This is a genomic window from Pseudomonas arabinosi (assembly GCF_047758675.1).
GTDB lineage: Bacteria > Pseudomonadota > Gammaproteobacteria > Pseudomonadales > Pseudomonadaceae > Aquipseudomonas > Aquipseudomonas arabinosi.
On the sequence record NZ_CP180480.1, the window covers coordinates 1810122 to 1831197 of the forward strand.

Consider the following 21076-nt stretch of genomic DNA (forward strand, 5'->3'; position numbering starts at 1 on the left):
TTTATTCCCCTTTGCCGCTGGAAGCCTTATTAGCTGCCTGTACGGGGGCCGGGTTCTTTGCGCCAACGTTAGTCGCTTCAGTGGCTTTTACTTCAACGCCAGGTTTGACGTATTGCAGCCCTTCGGTGATCAGTCGATCGCCGGCCTTCAGGCCGTCTTCGATCAGCCATTGGTTTCCGACGGTGCGGCTAGCCTTGAGCTGACGCAGTTCGACCTTGTTGTCCGGACCGACGACCAACGCGGTCGGGGTGCCTTTGAGATCACGGGTCACGCCTTGTTGCGGGGCGAGGATCGCCGCGCTGTTCACACCGGCCTGCAACTGGGCGTGTACAAACATGCCTGGCAGCAGGATGTGGTCAGGGTTCGGGAATACCGCACGCAAGGTCACGGAACCGGTGGTCTTGTCTACCGAGACTTCCGAGAACTCGAGTTTGCCTTCCTGTTTGTACTGGCTGCCGTCTTCGAGGGTCAGATTGACCTTGGCCGCGTTGTCGCCGGATTTTTGCAGACGACCGCTTTCCAGTTCGCGGCGCAGTTCCAGCAACTCAACGGAAGACTGGGTGACGTCGACGTAGATCGGGTCGAGTTGCTGAATCACTGCCATCGCGTCGACCTGACCGCTGGTGACCAGCGCGCCTTCGGTCACGGTCGAGCGGCCGATGCGGCCGGAGAGTGGCGCGTAAACCTTGGTGTAGCGCACATTGATCTGGGCGCTTTGCAGGGAGGCTTCCGATTGCAAGCGATTGGCCAGGGCCGTGTCGTATTCCTGACGGCTCACGGCCTGTTCGTTGACCAACTGCTTGTAGCGGTCGGAGATCGATTTGGTCTGTTGCAGGTTGGCTTCGGCGCTTTTCAGGGTGGCTTCATAAACGGCCGGATCGATCTGATACAGCTGCTGGCCGGCCTTGACGTCGCCGCCTTCCTTGAACAGGCGCTTGAGAATGATGCCGTTAACCTGAGGGCGAACTTCGGCGATGCGGTACGCGCTGGTACGGCCCGGAAGCTCGGAGGTCAGGGTGAAGGCTTGAGGTTGCAGAGTAACGACGCCGACCTGAGGGGGTGGTGCGGCAGGTGCCGCCTCTTCCTTTTTGCATCCGCTGAGCAGCGATGCCAAGGCGAGGGCGGTGACCAGAGCGGTAACAGCTGGCTTGAATTGCATGAAAATCCTCGGGTCAGGCGCGCAAGTTGCGCACTAGAAATGTGGAAAGGTAAAAAATGTGCGCTGAGTGGATAAGTAGCTTGCTAAGGAATATACTTACGTTCATGGTTGTTTGTAAATACCTTGGCTGCGTATCCACACCATTACAAAAGCCGTTCAAGGGTTCGAATTGTAGGCCGGGGACGACGCCCAAGAGCGCTCGCCCCACTTTTATTCAGCGGATGTTCAGGCATCGCTGAAGCATCCTGATTGAGGTTGTACTGCCATGGTCCGTCGTACCAAAGAGGAAGCTCAAGAAACCCGCAGCCAGATTCTGGAAGCGGCAGAAAAAGCCTTTTACGAAAGGGGCGTGGCGCGCACGACACTGGCGGATATCGCTACCCTGGCCGGGGTCACGCGCGGCGCTATCTACTGGCATTTCAGCAACAAGGCGGATTTGGTGCAGGCTATGCTTGATACCCTGCAAGAGCCGCTGAATGAAATGGCCAAGGCCAGCGAAAGCGAAGATGAGCTCGACCCCTTGGGCTGCATGCGCAAGCTGCTGATTCATTTGTTTCATCAAGTTGCCCTGGATCCGAAAACCCGACGCATCAATGAGATTCTGTTTCATAAGTGCGAATTCACCGATGAAATGTGCGACCTGCGCCAGCAGCGTCGAGTGGTCAGCCTTGATTGCAATGTGCGAATCGCCCTGGCGCTGAGTAATGCGGTCAATCGGGGGCAGTTACCGGAAAACCTCGATACGGCCCGCGCAGCCATCAGCCTGCATGCTTACATCGACGGCATCCTGTATCAGTGGCTGTTGGCGCCCGACAGCTTTGAACTGCACATCGACGCCGAGCGTTGGGCCGATACAGGGTTGGACATGCTGCGCTTGAGTCCCAGCCTGCGCAAATGAAACAAAACGCGTAATTGGATCCGGTTGTGTCAAGGTTTGAGGCGAGTAGAGACCTGTCTTTCGCTCGCCTTATCGCAATGGGATGCATTTATATACGGACGTTTGCCAGGTTGATAGGTAGCGAGCTACGTATTTTGTAGGGATTTTGTGTCGGGTGTGTGAATGAATGTTAACAACCCGGGCTACAAGGGCGCCGAGCAGCCGATAAAGGGTATCGCGCTGATCTGCCTGGCTGTTTTGTTGTTCGCCAGTCACGACACGTTGTCCAAGTACCTGTCCGGGTTCTATCCTATCGTGATGGTGGTTTGGGCACGCTACGTGGTGCACACCTTGTTGATGCTGGTGATTTTCGTACCACGCAGTGGTTTCTCGGTGGTAGTGAGCACCAAGCGTCCGGGTTTGCAGTTGTTACGCGCTCTGTGCCTGATCGGCACCAGCCTGTTTTTCACTACCGGCCTGCGTTACATCCCCTTGGCTGAAGCCACCGCCGTCACTTTTCTAGCCCCTTTATTGGTGACCGCGTTGTCCGTACCGTTGCTGCATGAGCGGGTAACCCGCAATCAGTGGCTGGCGGTGCTGGGTGGATTTGTCGGCGTGTTGATCGTCGTGCGGCCCGGCGGTGCGCTGTTCACCCCGGCGATCTTGTTGCCACTGTGCTCGGCCTTGTGTTTTGGCTTCTATCAGTTGCTCACCCGCCTGCTCAGCGGTATCGACAGCCCGACCACCAGCAACTTTCTCACCGGCATTCTCAACAGCCTGATCATGACTGCTCTGTTGCCGTTCTTCTGGAGCACGCCGACGCTGCTGCATGGCCTGTTCATGATTGGCCTGGGCACTTGCGGCATGCTCGGTCACATGTTGCTGACCCAGGCCTTCCGCCATGCGGCACCGGCGATGCTGGCACCCTTCAGTTACGGGCAGATCCTGTTTGCCGGGATATACGGGTATTTGATCTTCGACCATACCCCGGACAGATTTGGCGTGATCGGTATCGCGGTGATTTGCCTCAGCGGTCTTGCAGTCGCCTGGGGACAGCGCAAGCGCTGACAAACTCCTATATTCGAATGGCGTACACCCTGTAGCTGCCGAAGGCTGCGATCTTTTGATCTTCCATATGCAAAAGCCCCGGCTCTTTCGAGTCGGGGCTTTTGCATTTCAAGGATGGACGCTTACAACACCGGGTAGTCGATGTAGCCGACCGCGCCCTTGGAATAAAACAGCTCGGGACGTGGCTCATTCAGCGGCGCATCGGCCTTCAAACGTGCCGGCAGGTCCGGGTTGGCAATGAACGGCACGCCGAAAGCGACTGCATCAGCCTTGCCGCTGGCCAGCCAGGCGTTGGCGCTGTCCTTGGTAAAACGCTCGTTGGCGATGTACGGGCCGCCGAACGCTTCTTTCAATTGTGGGCCCAAGCTGTCGCCATCTTCTTTCTCGCGGGAGCAGATGAACGCGATGCCACGTTTGCCCAGTTCGCGAGCGACGTAAGTGAAGGTCTCGGACAGGTTGTCGTCGCCCATGTCATGGAGATCGGCACGGGGTGACAGGTGCACACCCACGCGGCCTGCGCCCCAGACTTCGATCGCGGCATCGGTCACTTCCAGCAACAGGCGCGCACGATTTTCCACGGAACCGCCGTAGTTGTCGGTGCGCTGGTTGGTGCTGCTTTGCAGGAACTGGTCGAGCAGGTAACCGTTGGCACCGTGGATTTCCACGCCGTCGAAACCGGCCGCCTTGGCGTTCTCCGCACCGACGCGGTAAGCGTCGACAATGTCGGCGATTTCAGCGGTTTCCAGGGCGCGTGGGGTTGGGAAGTCGGCCAGTGGGCGAACCAGGCTGACATGGCCTTTTGGCTGAATGGCGCTTGGTGCGACCGGCGCTTCACCGTCCAGGTACGACCCGTGGGAAATACGACCGACGTGCCACAGTTGCAGGAAAATCTTGCCGCCCGCGCCGTGGATCGCCTTGGTCACGTTAGCCCAGCCACGCACTTGATCGTTGGACCAGATGCCCGGGGTGTCCGGGTAACCGACGCCCATCGGCGTGACCGAAGTGGCCTCGCTGAGGATCAGGCCAGCCGAGGCGCGTTGTACGTAGTACTCGGCCATCAGCGCGTTTGGCACGCGGCCTTCGTCGGCGCGGCAGCGGGTCAGCGGCGCCATGATGATGCGGTTGGCCAACTCAAGGTCGCCCAGTTTGATCGGATCGAAAATAGTCGTCATGAAATAGCTCTCTTGTAGAGATCAGTTGGTAGCAGGGGCCAGTTCGGGATTGCCGCTCTGACGGAAAGTAATCAGGGTTACCAGCAGGGCGAGTACCGCCAGTGCGGCTGCCGCGAGAGGAACGCTGGTCAAGCCAAAACCGTGGGCGATGACGCTGCCACCGACCCAGGCACCCAGTGCATTGCCGATATTGAAAGCGCCGATGTTCAGGGTCGACACCAGGTTCGGTGCGGCCTTGCCGTAGGTCACCACGTTCACTTGCAGGGCGGGCACGGCGGCAAAGCACGCGGTGGCCCAGAGGAACAGGGTGATTTCGGTCGGAATCAGCGCGACGCTGGTCCAGGTCAGTACGGTCGAGATCACGGCCATCGAGATAAAGACGCCGATCAACGTTGCAGCCATGCTTTTGTCAGCCAGCTTGCCGCCGATGATGTTGCCGACCGTCAGGCCCAGGCCGATGAGCATCAGGGTCCAGGTCACGCCTTTGGGCGAGACTCCGGTGACATCGCCGAGCAGCGGGGCGACGTAGGTGAACAGGGTGAATACCGAAGCTGCGAACAACGCGGTCATGCTTAACGACAGCCAGATCCCGGCGCCTTTGAGGGCGCGCAGTTCGGCGCGCATGTCGAGTTTCTCTTCATCGCGCTTGGCCGGCAGGAAGCGGATCAGGCCGATCAACGCGATCACACCAATCACGGTCACCGCCCAGAAGGTCGAACGCCAGCCGGCTTCCTGACCGAGCGCGGTGCCCAGCGGAACGCCGAGCACGTTGGCCAGGGTCAGGCCGGTGAACATCAGGGCCACGGCCGAAGCACGTTTGTTCGCCGGAACCAGACCTGCAGCCACCACCGAGCCAATGCCGAAGAACGCACCGTGGCAGAGGGCGGTGACCACACGGGCAAACATCAGCACGTTGTAGTCGGTGGCCATTGCACAGAGCAGGTTGCCGACGATGAAAATCCCCATCAACGCTACCAGCGCGGCCTTGCGCGGCAATCGTGAGGTGGCCAGTGCCATGAATGGCGCACCGATGGCCACGCCCAGGGCGTAACCGGTCACCAGCCAGCCGGCGCCGGGAATCGACACACCGAGGTCGGCCGCCACATCGGGCAGCAAGCCCATGATGACGAACTCGGTGGTACCGATGGCGAAGGCGCTCAAGGCCAGAATGAGTAGCGAGAGGGGCATTGTTGATTCCTTGTCGGCTTGCTGACGTTAAGGGTCAGAGCTCTTTGCTGAAGGTGCTGAGGAACTCCTGAATGGTTTCCTCATTACGTTTGAAAAAGTGCCACTGGCCGACTTTGCGGCTGCTGATCAGGCCGGCGCGTTGCAGGGTCGCCAGGTGTGCAGACACCGTGGACTGCGACAAACCGCAACGTTGATCGATCTGCCCGGCGCAGACGCCGTGCTCGTTACTGTGGGACTGATCGGGGAATTCGACGGTCGGGTCTTTGAGCCAGTGCAGGATTTCTCGCCGTACTGGGTGAGCCAGGGCTTTTATTATTTCGTCGAGATTAATGGTCATGGTGTTGGGCTCGTGATGAGTAAAACGCTATATCGCGATGAGGCGAACTTTAAATCGTTGATTCGCGATATACAAATATGATTTTGGTCTGACGACCGAGCAATTCGGTATATCGAGTTATAACGATATGTTGAGTGTAACGATACAAAGCCGCAGTGCTAAGCTGCGCCCATGAACTATCTCGCACATCTGCACCTCGGTGGCCAGCGCCCCGGTCAATTGCTCGGCAGTCTTTATGGCGATTTCGTCAAAGGGCGGCTGCAAGGGCAGTTCGATCCGGAGATCGAAACGGCCATCCAGTTGCATCGCAGCATCGATGTCTTTACCGACCGCCATCCGTTGGTGGACATTTCATTGTCACGGTTTTCCCTGACCCGCCGGCGTTACGCCGGGATCGTGCTCGACGTGTTTTTCGACCATTGCCTGGCCCGGGACTGGACGCTTTACTCGGATCAGCCGCTGGAACGATTCACCTCGGATGTGTATCGGGTGCTGTCCGCCGAGGCGCAATTGCCGGAACGGCTGGCGCAGATCGCGCCGCACATGGTGGCCAATGACTGGTTGGGTTCTTATCGGGAATTTGCGGTGCTGGAGCAGGTTCTGCGGGGGATTTCACGGCGGCTGACGCGACCGGAGGAGCTGGCCGCAGCGATGCAGGAGTTGCGGGTATTGTATGAGCCGTTGAGCGAGGACTTTCGGTTGTTTTACCCGCAGCTTCAGGACTTCGCCCAAAACCATCCAGCGACATAACCCCATTGTGGGAGTGAGCCTGCTCGCGATAGCGATTTTACATTCAATGATAATGCTGAATGTCACATCGCTATCGCGAGCAGGCTCACTCCCACAGGGTATGTGTGTTTAAGCCGCGATCGCGGGGCGCAGCGGTTCCGGTTGTGCCTGCGGAATCGCCCCAAACAACGCCTTCTGCACCGCTTGCTGTGCCTCGAACGCCAGTGCCGCACGCTCGCGACCTTCACACGCGATCGGCTTGAGCAGATGAATCTCCACCTCACCCCGATCATGGGCAAACAAACGCATCAAGTGCGAGAGCAAATCATCATCGCCAATGAACGGCGCCAGCGGATCGAGCTTCCCGTCGCGCAGATAACGAATCGCCACCGGCTGCAACTTCACTTCGGAGTCGATCGCCGCAGACAGCAATCGACCGTGGAACGTGCGCAACGAACGGCCATCGGTGGTGGTGCCTTCCGGGAACATCAGCAGCGGATGTTCCTGCTCCAGATGACGGGTCATCTGTTTGCGAATCAACTGGCTGTCGCCCGACCCTCGACGAATGAACAAACTGCCGGCCTTGGCCGCCAGCCAGCCCGCCACCGGCCAGGTGCGCACTTCGGCCTTGGACAGGAACGACAGCGGCGTGAGCATGCCCAGCAGCGGAATGTCGGTCCAGGACACATGGTTGCTGACCCAGAGCATCGGCGCCTTCGGCAATTCACCGTGCAGGGTCACGCGAAAGGGCAGGGCATTGCTCAGGCGCGCCATGAAAAATCGCGACCAGCGCTGGCGACGGACCATCGAATGAGCAATCCCCAGACGTTCGAACAACCCGAACACCCCGGCCATGCTCAAACCCAGCGCCACCACCACCAACACTCGCGCAATCCGCGCGTACACCCGTAACCGACTCATTACACGGCCGCCTTGAAGTGCTTGGCATAACGCGGGCAGAGTTCGTCGCGCTTGAGCAGGATGAATACGTCGGCGACCTGGAAATCTTCGTCCCAGCACGGCTCGCCGCAGATCTTCGCGCCAAGACGCATGTAGGCCTTGAGCAACGGTGGCATTTCGGCGATGACGTTGGACGGAATGTCGAGGCTCGGCAGCGGTTTTTTAGGTTCGGCCCGCAGGTGTTCGGTGCACAGGTAGCGTTCGCGCAGGCGCTGCATGATTGCGTGGGCCTGAATGCCGCCGTCCTGCATCGGGATGCTCGCGCAACCCATCAAATAGCTGTAGCCGCCCTGGTTCAGCACTTCGGCCAGCTCGCCCCAGAGTACGGCGATGGTGCCGCCGTTGCGGTAGGCCGGGTCGACGCAAGTGCGGCCGATTTCCAGGATCGGGCCTTTGAGATGGACCAGGCCATGCAGGCTGAATTCTTCTTCGCTGTAGAACTTGCCCAGGCTGCTGGCGGCCGTGTGGTCGAGCAAACGGGTGGTCGCCACCAGACGCCCGGTGTTCAAGTCACGCACGCCGATGTGGGCGCAGTGAACATCATAGTCATCCATGTCCAGACCCAGCTCCGCGCCTTTCAACTTGGCGTTGAATTCGCCGCTGAACACGTTGAAGCGCAGGGCCTGGGCTTCCTGCAAGGCCTCGGCGCCCACCAGGCGTTCGGCTTGCAGGCGGCGTTCATTGCCGGTGTCGCTGATGCGGGCGATCTGAGTCATTGCGAATCTCCGTACGGGCCGGTCACCCGTCTTGGGTTGCAGCCGATCGACTTTCTTTATGCAGCCGTGTTGTGCAAAGTCAGGCTATGTAGCCCCGGTGTCATCGCCATGAAGCTTTGGTGATGCTTATATGACAGCCCACGAGGAGCCTCTTATGCCCTGGCAAAACCTGCTGCGCCGCTGTGAACGTCTGCCCGCCAACCCGGACTTGGGCGAGGGGTTCGCGACCTTGTTGCACCAGTTGGGCAACGTCACGCCGTTCGAATTGGCGGTGGCCGGCGGGCGTTTGATGTCGACGCCGGGGTTGGCGTTTCTGGTGGGCTATCAGGCGGCGTTGCGCATGCTCTGGCCGAGCGCGCCGCTGAGCCTCGGCGCCTTGTGCGCGACCGAACAGCGCAGCCTGCGGGTGACGGATATGCAGACCCGTCTGCACGATTTGCGTCTGAGCGGGCGCAAGGATTTTGTCACCGCAGGCGATGCCGCCGATTGGCTGCTGATCGCGGCCCGCAGTGAAGCTCCCGACGAAAAACCGCGCCTGAGTCTGGCGGTGGTCTATCCCGATGAGCCCGGCGTGCGTCTGGAGAAGTTACCGGCGATCCCGTTGATGCCAGACATCAGCCATGGCCGGCTGTTTCTCGATAACGCTCAGTGCGAACTGTTGGCGGGGGATGGTTGGGATGCTTACATCAAACCGTTCCGCACCCTTGAAGACATCTATGTGCTGAGCGCCATGACCGCCTGGTTGTACGGCATCGGGCAGGACAGCAATTGGCCGCAAGCCTTGCAACTGCGTTTGCTGGCGCTGCTGGCCGGGTGTGCGGAAGTCAGCCGACAGGCGCCGAATAATCCATCCGGGCATGTGTTGCTCGCTGGCTTGTTTGCGCAGTTCGATGGGCTCAAGGCCGAAGTGGCTCAGGCACTGGCCGATGGTCCTCAGCATTGGGCGGCGATGTGGCAACGCGATCAGGGCGTGATGGATTTGGCGGCGGGTGCGCGGGGCAAGCGGTTGGCCAAGGCTCTAGCGGGATCTTCGCTGGATTGACTGGCCCCTTCGCGAGCAAGCCCGCTCCCACAGGGGGGAATGCATTTCAAATGTGGGAGCGGGCTTGCTCGCGAAGGCGGCCGCATTGATGACACAAATCCCGGAACTGTCATCAACCTGAACTAGGCTCAGCAGGTCCATCCCTCCGAGCCCCTACCATGTTCAAAGGCTTGTCCCTGATTTTCGGGCTGTTGCTCAGCCTCACGGCCCACGCCGAATACTGGCCTGCCGAGCAATGGTCAACCGGCCCGACAGTCACCGGGCCGGCGCTTCAAGCGCTGGAGACTTACGCCTTCCCACCCCGTGATGAGGCCACCCGAAAAGGTATTCGCACTGACGCCTTGCTGGTGATCCGCGACGGTCAATTGATCTACGAACGCTACGCTGGCCCGACCACCGCCGATACCCCGCACCTGACCTGGTCCATCAGCAAAAGCCTGATGGCCACGGTCCTCGGCGTGGCCTATGGCGAAGGTCTGTTCAAGCTCCAGGACCCGGTGCAGAAATTTTATCCACCGCTGGAAAAACACCCGACGATGACCATGGCCGACCTGCTGCACTGGGCCTCGGGGCTGGACTGGCAGGAAGACTATGAATACGCACCGTTGAAATCCTCGGTGGTCGCGATGCTCTACACCCGTGGTCACCCGGACATGGCTGCGTTTACCGCCGATCACGGTGAATACGCCAAGCCCGGTCAGGCATTCCGTTATTCCAGTGGCGACAGCAATCTGTTGTCCGCTACGCTGAAAACCATCGTCGGCCCGAGCCGTTATCCGGACTACCCATGGACTGCTTTGTTCGAGCCTTTGGGGATTCGCCACGCCGTCTGGGAACGCGATGCCACAGGAACATTCGTCGCTTCATCCTATGCCTACCTCACCGCCAGGGATCTGGCCCGCGTCGGTCTGCTGATGGCCCGCGACGGCCGGTGGGGCGAGCGGCAATTGCTGCCCAAAGACTGGGTCGCCTTCAACCGCGAACCGTTCGCCCGCTATCAAGCCAATCAAGACGACGCCGTACCCGGCGGCCATTGGTGGCTTAACCGCGCGGTGGAAGGTACGGCAAAACCCTGGCCCGATGCCCCCGACGACACCTTCGCCGCGCTGGGTCATTGGGGTCAGGCAATGTACGTGATTCCCAGCGAAAACCTGGTGATCGTGCGCTACGGCGATGACCGCGACGGCAGCTACCGGCACAACGATTTGCTCAAGCTCGCGCTCAAGGCCTTTGCCGCGAAGGTGCAGCCATGAAGCGTCGTCGACTGTTCAGTACGCTGTCGTTGATCCTGCTGATCACCTTGCTCGGCTGGATCTGGCAGGAGCGCGTGGCGCTGTGGGCGTTCCCGGACATCATCAGTGGTTACACCGCCAAGGAGTATTGTTCGTGCCGTTACGTGATGAACAACCCGGCCGAGTACTGCCACAGCTACGTGAAGCAGTGGCTGCCGACCAGCGGCTTTACCGATGACGCCGCCAGCAAGCGCATCACCGTCAGCGGCATGGGCCGCAGCAACAGCGCCGAGTGGGTCGGCGAACGCCAGGGCTGCCGCCTGTCGCCATGACTGCGCAGATGCTCTTTGTGGCGAGGGGATTTGCATCGACCTGTAATTCTCAGGTTCCACGTAGTGGAACCACATTCGATTGTCCTCGCGCCGAACTCGCGGTTATCTGGCGGTGAGCGCGACCTGCCTTGATGTGTCGCGAAATCACTGCGAACAAAAAGAACGGGAATACACCCGGCCCGAGGACAATCGTCATGACCCGACATCAGCACATTCTTGCCTGGCTCAACGACGTGGCCAGCGACCTGCACGCCACCCGCCAGGACATCCACGCCCACCCGGAACTCGGCTTCGAGGAAAACCGCACCTCGGCGCTGGTGGCCAAATCCCTCGCAGAGTGGGGTTATGAAGTTCACACAGGGATCGGCAAGACCGGAGTGGTTGGCGTCCTGCGCAATGGCAGCAGTTCACGCAAACTGGGGCTGCGGGCGGACATGGACGCCTTGCCGATCCTCGAGAATACCGGCGCGGCTTACAGCAGTCGGCATCAGGGCTGCATGCACGCCTGCGGTCATGACGGCCACACCACAATGTTGTTGGGTGCTGCGCGCTACCTCGCCGCGACCCGTCAGTTCGACGGCACCCTGACCCTGATTTTCCAGCCAGCCGAAGAGGGGCAGGGCGGCGCCGAAGCGATGCTCGCCGATGGTCTGCTGGAACGTTTTCCCTGCGACGCGCTGTTCGGCATGCACAACATGCCGGGCTTGCCGGCGGGGCATCTGGGCTTCCGTGAAGGGCCGATGATGGCGTCCCAGGATTTGCTCACGGTGGTCATCGAAGGCGTAGGCGGACACGGCTCGATGCCGCATCTGGCAGTGGATCCGCTGGTGGCGGCGGCCAGTGTGGTCATGGCCCTGCAAACCGTGGTCGCGCGCAACATCGATGCGCAGCAGGCCGCCGTGGTGACCGTTGGTGCCTTGCAGGCCGGCGAGGCCGCCAACGTCATTCCGCAACAAGCCATCTTGCGCCTGAGCCTGCGTGCACTGAACGCCGACGTCCGCGAAAAAACCCTCGACCGCGTGTGCGCGATCATTGAATCCCAGGCCCGCAGCTTCGGTTGCAGTTCGACAATCGAACATCGCCCGGCTTACCCGGTACTGGTCAACCACGCCGCCGAGACCGAGTTCGCCCGGCAGGTCGGCGTCGAGCTGCTCGGTGCCGACGCGGTGGACGGCATCACGCCCAAACTGATGGGCAGCGAAGACTTTGCCTGGATGCTGCAACGCTGCCCCGGCGCCTATCTGTTCATCGGCAATGGCGTTTCGCGGCCGATGGTCCACAACCCCGCTTACGACTTCAACGACGACATTCTGCTGACCGGCGCGGCGTATTGGGGCGCGCTGACCGAGAGCTGGCTGAAGCCCGCCTGACCACCTCACTTTCTACTGTCGCTGGATCGGGCGCGCATCGCCGCGCCCGTTATCGCCCAACAGGTTTCTGGAGAGTTCCCCATGCAGACTTCGAGCACAGGCGTTTCGCGCACCCGGCAGGTGGTCGCCGCCGTTATCGGCAATGCGCTGGAATGGTATGACTTCATCGTTTACGGCTTTCTGGCGAGCATCATCGCCCGGCAATTCTTCCCGTCCGAGGACGAATACGCGTCACTGTTGATGGCCCTGGCGACCTTTGGCGTCGGTTTTTTCATGCGCCCTGTGGGCGGCATTCTGTTGGGCATGTATTCCGACCGCAAAGGCCGCAAGGCCGCGATGCAGATGATCATTCGTCTGATGACGGTGTCCATCGCGCTGATCGCGTTCGCGCCCAATTACGCTGCCATCGGCATGGGCGCGCCGTTGTTGATCGTGGTCGCGCGGATGCTCCAGGGCTTTGCCACGGGCGGCGAATACGCCAGCGCCACGGCGTTTCTGGTGGAAAGTGCCCCCGCGCACAAAAAGGGTTTGTACGGTTCCTGGCAATTGGTCGGGCAATGCCTGGCGGTGTTTTCCGGAGCGGGGATGGTGGCGTTGTTCACTCATCTGCTTTCCCCCGAGGCGCTGGATAGCTGGGGCTGGCGGATTCCGTTCATGATCGGTTTGTTGATCGGCCCGGTCGGGCTGTGGATTCGCAAGCACATGGAAGAGCCGGAAGAGTTTCTGGAGGCACGCAAACAGGCCAAAGGCGTGAGCCCGAGCTTGCTGCAAGTGATCCGCGAACATCGGCGCAGCATTCTGGTGTCGATGGGCCTGGCGTGCGGCGCGACAGTGTCGTTTTACGTGGTGCTGGTGAACATGCCGACCTTCGCCCATAAAAACCTCGGTCTGCCGCTGGACCAGGTACTGCTGGTGCAGATGCTCGCCGTTGCCGTGATGACCGTGATCATTCCACTGTCCGGCGCGCTGTCGGACCGTCTCGGGCGGCGCCCGGTTTTGATGGCGTTCACGTTGGCGTTTTTCGTGATGGTGTATCCGCTGTACGTATGGGTCGCGGCGGCACCATCGGTGGAACGTTTGCTGGTGATGCAACTGTTGCTGTGCAGCGCCATCGGCGGGTTCTTCGGCCCGGCCCCGACTGCGCTGGCTGAACAGTTTCCGATCGAAGTGCGCTCTACCGGGGTGTCGGTGGCGTACAACGTTGCAGTCATGGTCTTCGGCGGTTTCGCGCCGTTGATTGTCACCTGGCTCAGCAAGGCGCTGGCGACCCCCGTGGCGCCGGCCTTCTATGTCCTGTTCGCTTGCGTGCTGACGCTGATGGGCACTTACTGCATGCACGAAGCGCCACGCGCTAAAAAATCCGAAGCCCTTAATCTTGAGGTGAAGCCTTGAGCATCAATCCGATTGTTGAAATGGACGCCGATGCGTTGTCTCGGGCGATTCACGCCCGCCAGGTTTCCTGCCGCGAAGTGATGCAGGCGTATCTGGCGCAGATCGAACGCTTCAATCCGCAGGTTAACGCGCTGGTCTCGCTACGCCCGGCCGAGGCGTTGCTGGCGGAGGCCGACGCCTGCGACCGGCAGTTGGATCAGGGCCAGTCCCGCGGCTGGATGCACGGCATGCCGCAAGCCATCAAGGACCTGGCGGCGACTGCCGGTTTGCGCACGACCATGGGCTCACCGCTGTTTGCCGAGCAGATCCCGCAACACGACGCGATCAGCGTGGCGCGGGTTCGCGACTGTGGGGCAATCATCATCGGCAAGACCAACGTCCCGGAATTCGGTCTCGGCTCGCAGACTTACAACAGCGTGTTCGGTACCACCACCAACGCCTACGACCCGACGTTGGTCGCCGGCGGCAGCAGCGGCGGGGCGGCGGTGGCGCTGGCGTTGCGCATGCTGCCGGTGGCCGACGGCAGCGACATGATGGGCTCGCTGCGCAACCCGGCGGCGTTCAACAACGTGTTCGGTTTTCGTCCCTCGCAAGGCCGCGTGCCTCACGGGCCCGCGCCGGACGTGTTCGTCCAGCAACTGGCCACCGAAGGGCCGATGGGCCGCAGCGTGACCGATGTCGCCCGTTTGCTCGGCACCCAGGCCGGTTATGACCCGCGCGTGCCGCTGTCGCTCACGCAGAGTCCGGCTATTTTTGCCGACACGCTGGTGCAGGATTTCAGTGATGTAAGGCTGGGTTGGCTGGGGGACTACAACGGCTATCTGCCAATGGAAGATGGCGTGTTGAGCCTGTGCGAATCGGCCCTTGAGGATTTCGAGGCACTGGGTTGCCGCGTCCAGGCCTGCCAGCCGGACTTTTCCATGGAGCGCCTGTGGCAAACCTGGCTGGTGCACCGACACTGGCTGGTGCAGGGCAGCCTCGGCGCGTTGTATGCCGACCCGCAAAAACGCGACCTGCTCAAACCCGAAGCACAATGGGAAATCGAGGGAGGTCTGCGCCTGACGGCGGCGGATGTTTACCAGGCGTCGGTCAGTCGCAGCGATTGGTATCGGGCCTTGAGCGAGTTGTTCGAACGTTACGATTTTCTGCTGTTGCCCACCGCCCAAGTGTTCCCTTTCGATGCACAAACCCCTTGGCCACGCATCGTTGGCGGGCAGAGCATGGACACTTATCACCGCTGGATGGAGGTGGTGATCGGGCCGACCCTGGCCGGTTTGCCGAGCATGAATGTGCCGGTAGGGTTCAGCCCGGGCGGGCTGCCCACGGGCCTGCAAATCATCGGCCCGGCCCAGGCCGATCGGGCGGTGCTGCAACTGGCTTACGCCCATGAGCAACTGACGCAAAGGGTTAAGCGCCGGCCACCGGGTTGTCTGCAAGACGCCTGAGCTCGAAGAGCGGGCCCGCATCTTGCTGCAAAAAGCGATCATCCATCCGGGCTATTCCATCCGGGCTTAGGGAGGTCAAAACCATGGACAGGAAGGCAGAAACCGGCAGCGTGCGTTCCGTTGAACGGGCGCTGGCCATCGTCGAACTGCTGGGCGAACATCAGGCGCTGGGTCTGGAGGAGTTGCACTACCTGACGACCCTGCCCAAGGCCACGGTGTCGCGGATGTTGCAGACCTTGCAAGAGCAGGGCTGGATTTATCGCGGTTTAAGCGACCGGCGCTATCGGCTGTGCGCCAAGCGTCTGTTCGGCGACAGTCAGCAGCGTTTCAAACGGCGACTGGTGGAAAGCGCCGCGCCGCTGTTGCTGGAGTTGAGCGAGCGCACCGGGCTGGTGGCGGACCTGTCGAGCTTCGATGGCGAGCGGGTGGAAGTCATGGAAAGCGCGATCCCTACGGTGCTGCGCAAACGCTACCCGAACAACTGCCAGATCGTCGGCCAGCACGCCAGCCTGTTTCATTCGGCCATGGGTCGGGCATGTCTGGGTGAACTGGATACTCAAGAAGTGGAACGCTTGGCCAGTCGTGAACGGCTGACGGATGAGAGCCTCTTCAGCGCCAGCGAGCAGGCGTTGCATCAGGGCTTCGGCCAGCGCACCGAAGGTTACTGGGAATACCCGGTGCGCCTGCCGTTTCTGATTCGAGCGGTGGCCTTGCCGCTCCATGCCGACGGCCGACTGGTCGGCAGCATGGCGCTGCACTGGCCGATGGATCAGGCACCGGTGGAACGGGTGCTGAGCCTGCACCTGAGCAGCCTGGCCGCCACCATCGGCGATGTGCAGCACGCGTTGGCGTGACTCATAAAAGATCGCAGCCTGCGGCAGCTCCTACAGGATCGGGCTCCATTCGTGGGGGCGCGATTGCATGGCCGCAATGCAATCCCATGTAGGAGCTGCCGCAGGCTGCGATCTTTTGATCTTCGCGGTTTGCAATGCGCTCACGGGCGGTTAAGGTTCGTGCAGGTTTATCTGCCCCATGAGTCTCTATGTTCAACCGCTTCCTCTGCAAAACCCTCGCCTTCCTGCTGCTGGCCGGTGCCACCGTGTCGGCCCACGCCGATTGGTATCTGGATGGCGAGTCCTCGCGGCTGTCGTTCATCAGCACAAAAAACACCCATATCTCCGAAGTGCAGCGCTTTCTGGTGCTGCACGGCAAGGTCGATCCCAAGGGGTTGGCGCAGGTTGAAATCGAGGTGGACTCGGTCAACAGCGGTATTCCGTTGCGCGATGAACGCATGCGCAAGGATCTGTTTGAAATCCAGACTTTCCCCGAAGCGCTGATCACTGCGCAGATTGATCTGCGGCCGATCAACGACCTCGCACCCGGCGCGCAACTTGAATTGCGCCTGCCGCTGACGGTCAACCTCCATGGCAAACAACACGAATACAACGCCGAACTGCTGGCCACCCGTCTCGATGACCGGCGCTTCCAGGTGGTGACCCTCGAACCGCTGATAATCAACGCGGCGGATTTCGACCTGGTCCCCGGCCTGGAAAGTTTGCGCAAGGTCGCCGGTTTGTCGGCCATCAGTTTGTCGGTGCCGGTGAGTGCGGTACTGATTTTCACGGCGCGCTGACATGGCCGGCGCGATTTTCCCCTGGCGTGAAGGCAACCGTTTTGAACTGTTGATCGACGGTCCGCAGTTTTTTCCACGGATGTTGGTGGCGATTGCCCGCGCCGAAGAGCAGGTCGAGCTGGAGTTGTACCTGGTGGAGGCGGGCGCCTGTGCCGAGGCGATGGTTCAGGCGTTGGTCCAGGCCGCCGAACGTGGCGTGCGCGTACGCTGCCTGTTCGATGATTACGGCAGCCTCGCGTTCACCCTGAATTTGCGTCAGCGTTTGATGGCGGCGGGCGTGGAGCTGCGTTTCTACAATCGCCTGAGCTGGCGGCGCTGGGTGGGCAACTTCTACCGCGATCACCGCAAGCTGTTGCTGGTCGATCAGAGCATGGCCGTGGTGGGCGGCACCGGGGTGACCGACGAATTCTGGACGCCGGGCGAAGACACCAGCGAATGGCACGAAGTGATGGTGGAAATCACCGGCCCCTTGGTTATCGATTGGCAGTTGCTGTTCGACCGCCAATGGATCGCCAACCGGCATCGGCGCGCCTGGAAGCCGGCTTCGCATTTTGGCTTGCCGCGTCTGCCACGCGTGCCGTCCATGGGCGAGGGCATGGGCCGGGTTGCCTATGCCGACGCCCGCCAGCACCGGGACATCCTGCAATCGCTGATTCGCGCGCTGAACAGCGGCCAGCGACGGATCTGGCTGGCGACGCCGTATTTCCTGCCGACCTGGAAAGTCCGTCGCTCACTGCGCCGGGCGGCCGCCCGCGGTGTCGATGTGCGCCTGCTGTTGACCGGGCCACGCACCGATCACCCGTCGGTGCGCTACGCCGGGCATCGCTACTACCCGCGATTGCTCAAGGCCGGGGTGAAGATCTTCGAATACCAGCCGTGTTTCCTGCACCTGAAAATGGTCCTGATCGACGACTGGGTGAGCATCGGCTCGTGCAATTTCGATCACTGGAATCTGCGTTTCAACCTGGAAGCCAACCTTGAAGCGCTGGACGCTGGGCTGACGCAGGCGGTGGCGGCGAGTTTCGAGAGGGACTTTGCGCAGAGCCAGGAAGTCAGCCTGGAGGCATGGCAACGCCGGCCGCTGTGGCGGCGGGTGAAGCAAAGGATTTGGGGATGGGTGGATCGGCTGGTGGTGAATCTGCTGGATCGACGGGGATAGTCGTCGTCCAGATCGTTCCCTCGCTCTGCGTGGGAATGCCTCTAGGGACGCACCGCGTCCAGTGACGCGGAGCGTCACGGGCTGCATTCCCACGCGGAGCGTGGGAACGATCAGTGCGCCGGGATTACAGCAGCTCAAAGCTCTGCTGCGTCACGTCCTGGGAATCCAGGCCGATCTGCACGTTGAACTTGCCCGGCTCGGCAGCGAACTTGAGCTGGGCGTTGAAGAACTTCAGGTCATCCTCGGTGATGGTGAAGTGCACGACTTTCTGTTCGCCGGCCTTGAGCATGACTTTCTGGAAGTTCTTCAGTTCCTTGATCGGGCGGATCATCGAGCCGGTCACGTCCTGGATGTACAACTGCACCACGGTTTCGCCGTCACGCTTGCCGGTGTTTTTCACCATGACGCTGGCGTCGAGCTTGCCGGTTTTGTTCAGTGTGGTCGACGACAGCGCCATGTCGCTCAGGCTGAAATCGGTGTAGCTCAGGCCGAAACCAAACGGGAACAGGGGCCCGGTAGTGTCATCGAAATACTGCGAGGTGTAGTTGCCCGGTTTGCCCGGCGTGAACGGCCGGCCAATGCTCAGGTGGTTGTAGTAGGTCGGAATCTGACCCACCGAGCGCGGGAAGGTGATCGGCAATTTGCCCGACGGGTTGTAGTCGCCGAATAGCACGTCGGCGATGGCGTTGCCGCCTTCGGTGCCGCTGAACCAGGTTTCCAGAATCGCGTCAGCCTGTTCCTTCTCTTCGAGAATCGACAGCGGACGGCCGTTCATCAACACCAGCACCAGCGGTTTGCCGGTGGCCTTCAGGGCCTTGATCAAATCGCGCTGGTTGGCCGGGATGTTCAGGTCGGTGCGGCTCGACGATTCGTGGGACATGCCACGGGACTCGCCCACCGCTGCCACCACCACATCGGCATCCTTGGCGGCTTTCACCGCTTCATCGATCAGCACTTGGGCCGAACGCGGATCGTCCACCACTTCCGGTGCGTCGAAGTTGAGGAAGTTCAGGTAATCCAGGACCTTCTTGTCGCTGGTGATGTTGGCGCCGCGGGCGTAGATCAGCGTCGATTGCGCGCCCAGTGCGCTGGTCATGCCGTCGAACAGGGTCACCGACTGCGAGGGTTTGCCGGCGGCGGCCCAGCTGCCCATCATGTCGATCGGTGCCTTGGCCAGCGGGCCGACCAGGGCAATTTTTGCAGTTTTCTTCAACGGCAGGGTTTCGCCCTGGTTCTTCAGCAACACCATGCTGCGGCGCGCGACGTCACGGGCCTCGGTGCGGTGCAGGCGGCTTTCGGCATACGTGTCGGCCGGATCATCCTCAACCTTGCCGATGCGCAGGTACGGGTCCTTGAACAGGCCCATGTCGTACTTGGCGGCGAGCACTTCACGCACGGCGTTGTCGATGTCGCTTTGCTGGATCTCGCCCGCCTTCAACAGCCCCGGCAGCTCTTTGCCGTAGAGGGTGTCGTTCATGCTCATGTCGATGCCGGCCTTGATCGCCAGCTTCGCGGCTTCACGACCGTCACGGGCAACGCCGTGTTTGATCAGCTCGAAAATCGCCCCGTGGTCGCTGACGGCCAGGCCTTTGAAGCCCCATTGTTTGCGCAACAGGTCGTTCATCAGCCAAGTGTTGGCGGTGGCCGGCACGCCGTTGATCGAGTTCAGCGCGACCATCACCCCGCCAGCACCGGCGTCGATTGCCGCACGGTACGGTGGCAGGTAGTCCTGGAACATCTTGACCGGGCTCATGTCGACGACGTTGTAGTCGCGGCCACCCTCGACCGCGCCGTACAGGGCAAAGTGCTTGACGCTGGCCATGATGCTGTCGGCCGCGTTCGCGCCCGTGCCCTGGAAGGCTTTGACCATCACGCCGGCGATGCGCGACACCAGGTACGTGTCTTCACCGAAGCCTTCGGAAGTCCGGCCCCAACGCGGATCGCGGGAGATGTCGACCATCGGCGCGAAGGTGATGTCGAGGCTGTCCGCTGCGGCTTCCTTGGCGGCGATGCGCCCGGACCGGCCGATGGCGTCCATGTCCCAACTCGAGGCCAAGGCGATCGGAATCGGGAAAATGGTGCGGTGGCCGTGGATCACGTCATAGGCGAAGAACATCGGGATCTTCAGCCGGCTGCGCATGGCCGCGTCCTGCATCGGACGGTTTTCCGGGCGGGTGATCGAGTTGAACGTGCCACCGATGTTGCCGGCTGCGATTTCCTTGCGGATCAGCTCCCGAGGCATTTCCGGGCCGATGCTGATCAGGCGCAACTGGCCGATTTTTTCATCGAGGGTCATTTGCTTCATCAGGTTGCTGATGAACGCGTCCTTGTTTTCCAGAGGTGTGGGCGTCGTGGCGGCCAATACGTTATGACTGGCCAGGCTGACGAACAGGCCCAGCAAACACAGCTTCTTCATGAATAGTTTTCTCAAAAGCCTAAACGGCAGTGAATACGCGCCGGTCAGCCAAAATTTAGGGAGCGACTATTGTTGTTCAGGTAAATGCAGCACACTTCTGCGTGTTTTCGCGCTGGGGCATCTTTTAGCCCATTGGCTCGATGCAATCCAGTAGCGGCGGCAGATTATGCCCCAAGAGCCGGGTTCAAAGTTCGAAGGTTGTTTTTCAACGGAATGTGCAAGGGAGCATCAACCAGATGAATGTACGACACCACTATCGATCGAGCCTGCAGGTTGCAGCCTTGATGTTGCTGACCACACTGCTGGCCGGCTGCGGCATCAACACGATCCCGACCCTCGACGAACAGGCCAAGGCCGCCTGGGGCCAGGTGCAGAACCAGTACCAGCGCCGTGCCGACCTGATTCCCAACCTGGTGGAAACCGTCAAGGGCTACGCCAAGCACGAAGAAGAAACCCTGACCGCCGTGATTGAAGCCCGGGCCAAGGCCACTTCGATCCAGGTCGATGCCAAGACCCTGGATAACCCGGAAAAACTCAAACAGTTCCAGCAGGCCCAGGATCAGCTGACCGGTGCCTTGAGCCGTTTGATGGTGGTGTCCGAGCGTTACCCGGACCTCAAGGCCAACCAGAACTTCCTGGCGTTGCAATCGCAACTTGAAGGCACCGAGAACCGCATTGCCGTGGCGCGTCGGGACTTCATCCTCGCCGTGCAGAAATACAATACGGAAATCCGTACATTCCCCGGTCGCCTGTGGCACAGCGTGATGTACAGCGATTTGCCGATCCGCGAAACCTTCGAGGCCACCAGCCCCGATGCGGAAAAAGCGCCTCAAGTGAAGTTCCAGTAAG

General features: G+C 60.9%; 20 protein-coding genes. 13 read left to right on the forward strand and 7 right to left on the reverse strand.

Features of this window, described 5'->3' with window-relative positions; all coding sequences use genetic code 11:
• Nucleotide 1 precedes the first annotated feature (1 nt).
• Entirely contained in the window at nt 2-1159 is a 1158-nt protein-coding gene (emhA, locus tag ACMXYJ_RS08385) for an efflux RND transporter periplasmic adaptor subunit EmhA (RefSeq protein ID WP_415759426.1), read from the reverse strand.
• Nucleotides 1160-1424: 265 nt separating this feature from the next.
• Here emhA and emhR point away from each other — a divergent pair, with 265 nt between their 5' ends.
• Together emhR and ACMXYJ_RS08395 are read left to right on the forward strand one after the other, a co-directional pair.
• Nucleotides 1425-2057 carry an efflux system transcriptional repressor EmhR gene (gene emhR / locus ACMXYJ_RS08390; protein ID WP_415759427.1) on the forward strand — a complete coding sequence of 211 codons (633 nt, stop codon included), beginning with the start codon at nt 1425-1427 and terminating at the stop codon, nt 2055-2057.
• Between the two features lie 162 nt (nt 2058-2219).
• Nucleotides 2220-3104 carry a DMT family transporter gene (locus ACMXYJ_RS08395; protein ID WP_415759428.1) on the forward strand — a complete coding sequence of 295 codons (885 nt, stop codon included), beginning with the start codon at nt 2220-2222 and terminating at the stop codon, nt 3102-3104.
• A gap of 122 nt (nt 3105-3226) precedes the next feature.
• On the opposite strand, the gene ACMXYJ_RS08400 is transcribed toward ACMXYJ_RS08395, so the two are convergent.
• The 3 genes from ACMXYJ_RS08400 to ACMXYJ_RS08410 are packed head-to-tail and all read right to left on the reverse strand — an operon-like array spanning nt 3227 to nt 5801.
• Entirely contained in the window at nt 3227-4276 is a 1050-nt protein-coding gene (locus ACMXYJ_RS08400; protein WP_415759429.1) for an alkene reductase, read from the reverse strand.
• A 21-nt stretch (nt 4277-4297) separates the two neighbouring features.
• Nucleotides 4298-5464 (reverse strand): MFS transporter, encoded by a 1167-nt coding sequence (locus ACMXYJ_RS08405; RefSeq protein ID WP_415759430.1) that lies wholly within the window; start codon nt 5462-5464, stop codon nt 4298-4300.
• Between the two features lie 34 nt (nt 5465-5498).
• Nucleotides 5499-5801, reverse strand: coding sequence for an ArsR/SmtB family transcription factor (locus ACMXYJ_RS08410; protein ID WP_033060920.1), 303 nt, complete (start codon nt 5799-5801; stop codon nt 5499-5501).
• 171 nt (nt 5802-5972) lie between these two features.
• On the opposite strand from ACMXYJ_RS08410, the gene ACMXYJ_RS08415 reads away from it, so the two are divergent.
• Nucleotides 5973-6551, forward strand: a complete 579-nt coding sequence (locus tag ACMXYJ_RS08415; protein ID WP_415759431.1) for an ACP phosphodiesterase — start codon at nt 5973-5975, stop codon at nt 6549-6551.
• Between the two features lie 108 nt (nt 6552-6659).
• On the opposite strand, the gene ACMXYJ_RS08420 is transcribed toward ACMXYJ_RS08415, so the two are convergent.
• Nucleotides 6660-7451 (reverse strand): lysophospholipid acyltransferase family protein, encoded by a 792-nt coding sequence (locus tag ACMXYJ_RS08420; RefSeq protein ID WP_415759432.1) that lies wholly within the window; start codon nt 7449-7451, stop codon nt 6660-6662.
• Complete coding sequence (gene olsB / locus ACMXYJ_RS08425; protein ID WP_008152922.1) at nt 7451-8206, reverse strand: L-ornithine N(alpha)-acyltransferase; 756 nt, start codon at nt 8204-8206, stop codon at nt 7451-7453. The genes ACMXYJ_RS08420 and olsB overlap by 1 nt, the downstream gene beginning before the upstream one ends.
• Nucleotides 8207-8360: 154 nt before the next feature.
• Here olsB and ACMXYJ_RS08430 point away from each other — a divergent pair, with 154 nt between their 5' ends.
• The 9 genes from ACMXYJ_RS08430 (at nt 8361) to ACMXYJ_RS08470 (ending at nt 17811) form a co-directional block, all read left to right on the forward strand.
• The gene (locus ACMXYJ_RS08430) at nt 8361-9248 is read left to right on the forward strand and encodes an acyl-CoA dehydrogenase (protein ID WP_415759433.1); all 888 of its coding nucleotides are present in this window, start codon (nt 8361-8363) and stop codon (nt 9246-9248) included.
• A gap of 158 nt (nt 9249-9406) precedes the next feature.
• Nucleotides 9407-10501, forward strand: a complete 1095-nt coding sequence (locus ACMXYJ_RS08435; protein ID WP_415759435.1) for a serine hydrolase domain-containing protein — start codon at nt 9407-9409, stop codon at nt 10499-10501.
• Nucleotides 10498-10812, forward strand: coding sequence for an amidase (locus ACMXYJ_RS08440; protein ID WP_415759437.1), 315 nt, complete (start codon nt 10498-10500; stop codon nt 10810-10812). Before ACMXYJ_RS08435 ends, ACMXYJ_RS08440 begins: the two co-directional genes overlap by 4 nt.
• A gap of 194 nt (nt 10813-11006) precedes the next feature.
• The gene (locus ACMXYJ_RS08445) at nt 11007-12182 is read left to right on the forward strand and encodes a M20 aminoacylase family protein (RefSeq protein WP_415759439.1); all 1176 of its coding nucleotides are present in this window, start codon (nt 11007-11009) and stop codon (nt 12180-12182) included.
• Between the two features lie 81 nt (nt 12183-12263).
• Nucleotides 12264-13574, forward strand: coding sequence for a citrate-proton symporter (locus ACMXYJ_RS08450; protein ID WP_415759440.1), 1311 nt, complete (start codon nt 12264-12266; stop codon nt 13572-13574).
• 20 nt (nt 13575-13594) lie between these two features.
• Nucleotides 13595-15019 carry an amidase gene (locus ACMXYJ_RS08455; RefSeq protein ID WP_415760695.1) on the forward strand — a complete coding sequence of 475 codons (1425 nt, stop codon included), beginning with the start codon at nt 13595-13597 and terminating at the stop codon, nt 15017-15019.
• Nucleotides 15020-15102: 83 nt separating this feature from the next.
• Nucleotides 15103-15873, forward strand: a complete 771-nt coding sequence (locus ACMXYJ_RS08460; RefSeq protein WP_415759441.1) for an IclR family transcriptional regulator — start codon at nt 15103-15105, stop codon at nt 15871-15873.
• A 188-nt stretch (nt 15874-16061) separates the two neighbouring features.
• Entirely contained in the window at nt 16062-16652 is a 591-nt protein-coding gene (locus ACMXYJ_RS08465; protein WP_415759442.1) for a YceI family protein, read from the forward strand.
• Nucleotide 16653: 1 nt separating this feature from the next.
• Nucleotides 16654-17811 carry a phospholipase D-like domain-containing protein gene (locus ACMXYJ_RS08470; RefSeq protein WP_415759443.1) on the forward strand — a complete coding sequence of 386 codons (1158 nt, stop codon included), beginning with the start codon at nt 16654-16656 and terminating at the stop codon, nt 17809-17811.
• A 124-nt stretch (nt 17812-17935) separates the two neighbouring features.
• Here ACMXYJ_RS08470 and bglX read toward each other — a convergent pair whose 3' ends face one another.
• Nucleotides 17936-20227 carry a beta-glucosidase BglX gene (gene bglX, locus ACMXYJ_RS08475; protein WP_415759444.1) on the reverse strand — a complete coding sequence of 764 codons (2292 nt, stop codon included), beginning with the start codon at nt 20225-20227 and terminating at the stop codon, nt 17936-17938.
• Nucleotides 20228-20463: 236 nt separating this feature from the next.
• On the opposite strand from bglX, the gene ACMXYJ_RS08480 reads away from it, so the two are divergent.
• Nucleotides 20464-21075 carry a LemA family protein gene (locus ACMXYJ_RS08480; RefSeq protein WP_033058913.1) on the forward strand — a complete coding sequence of 204 codons (612 nt, stop codon included), beginning with the start codon at nt 20464-20466 and terminating at the stop codon, nt 21073-21075.
• Nucleotide 21076: the final 1 nt, after the last annotated feature.

Coding starts and splice junctions, on each gene's coding strand:
- ACMXYJ_RS08460 (WP_415759441.1), top strand. CDS start 15,103: ATGGACAGGAAGGCAGAAACCGGCAGCGTGCGTTCCGTTGAACGGGCG.
- ACMXYJ_RS08405 (WP_415759430.1), bottom strand. CDS start 5,464: ATGCCCCTCTCGCTACTCATTCTGGCCTTGAGCGCCTTCGCCATCGGT.
- ACMXYJ_RS08430 (WP_415759433.1), top strand. CDS start 8,361: ATGCCCTGGCAAAACCTGCTGCGCCGCTGTGAACGTCTGCCCGCCAAC.
- ACMXYJ_RS08455 (WP_415760695.1), top strand. CDS start 13,595: ATGGACGCCGATGCGTTGTCTCGGGCGATTCACGCCCGCCAGGTTTCC.
- ACMXYJ_RS08410 (WP_033060920.1), bottom strand. CDS start 5,801: ATGACCATTAATCTCGACGAAATAATAAAAGCCCTGGCTCACCCAGTA.
- ACMXYJ_RS08420 (WP_415759432.1), bottom strand. CDS start 7,451: ATGAGTCGGTTACGGGTGTACGCGCGGATTGCGCGAGTGTTGGTGGTG.
- olsB (WP_008152922.1), bottom strand. CDS start 8,206: ATGACTCAGATCGCCCGCATCAGCGACACCGGCAATGAACGCCGCCTG.
- ACMXYJ_RS08395 (WP_415759428.1), top strand. CDS start 2,220: ATGAATGTTAACAACCCGGGCTACAAGGGCGCCGAGCAGCCGATAAAG.
- emhR (WP_415759427.1), top strand. CDS start 1,425: ATGGTCCGTCGTACCAAAGAGGAAGCTCAAGAAACCCGCAGCCAGATT.
- ACMXYJ_RS08400 (WP_415759429.1), bottom strand. CDS start 4,276: ATGACGACTATTTTCGATCCGATCAAACTGGGCGACCTTGAGTTGGCC.
- ACMXYJ_RS08480 (WP_033058913.1), top strand. CDS start 20,464: ATGAATGTACGACACCACTATCGATCGAGCCTGCAGGTTGCAGCCTTG.
- ACMXYJ_RS08415 (WP_415759431.1), top strand. CDS start 5,973: ATGAACTATCTCGCACATCTGCACCTCGGTGGCCAGCGCCCCGGTCAA.
- ACMXYJ_RS08445 (WP_415759439.1), top strand. CDS start 11,007: ATGACCCGACATCAGCACATTCTTGCCTGGCTCAACGACGTGGCCAGC.
- bglX (WP_415759444.1), bottom strand. CDS start 20,227: ATGAAGAAGCTGTGTTTGCTGGGCCTGTTCGTCAGCCTGGCCAGTCAT.
- ACMXYJ_RS08465 (WP_415759442.1), top strand. CDS start 16,062: ATGTTCAACCGCTTCCTCTGCAAAACCCTCGCCTTCCTGCTGCTGGCC.
- ACMXYJ_RS08440 (WP_415759437.1), top strand. CDS start 10,498: ATGAAGCGTCGTCGACTGTTCAGTACGCTGTCGTTGATCCTGCTGATC.
- ACMXYJ_RS08470 (WP_415759443.1), top strand. CDS start 16,654: ATGGCCGGCGCGATTTTCCCCTGGCGTGAAGGCAACCGTTTTGAACTG.
- emhA (WP_415759426.1), bottom strand. CDS start 1,159: ATGCAATTCAAGCCAGCTGTTACCGCTCTGGTCACCGCCCTCGCCTTG.
- ACMXYJ_RS08450 (WP_415759440.1), top strand. CDS start 12,264: ATGCAGACTTCGAGCACAGGCGTTTCGCGCACCCGGCAGGTGGTCGCC.
- ACMXYJ_RS08435 (WP_415759435.1), top strand. CDS start 9,407: ATGTTCAAAGGCTTGTCCCTGATTTTCGGGCTGTTGCTCAGCCTCACG.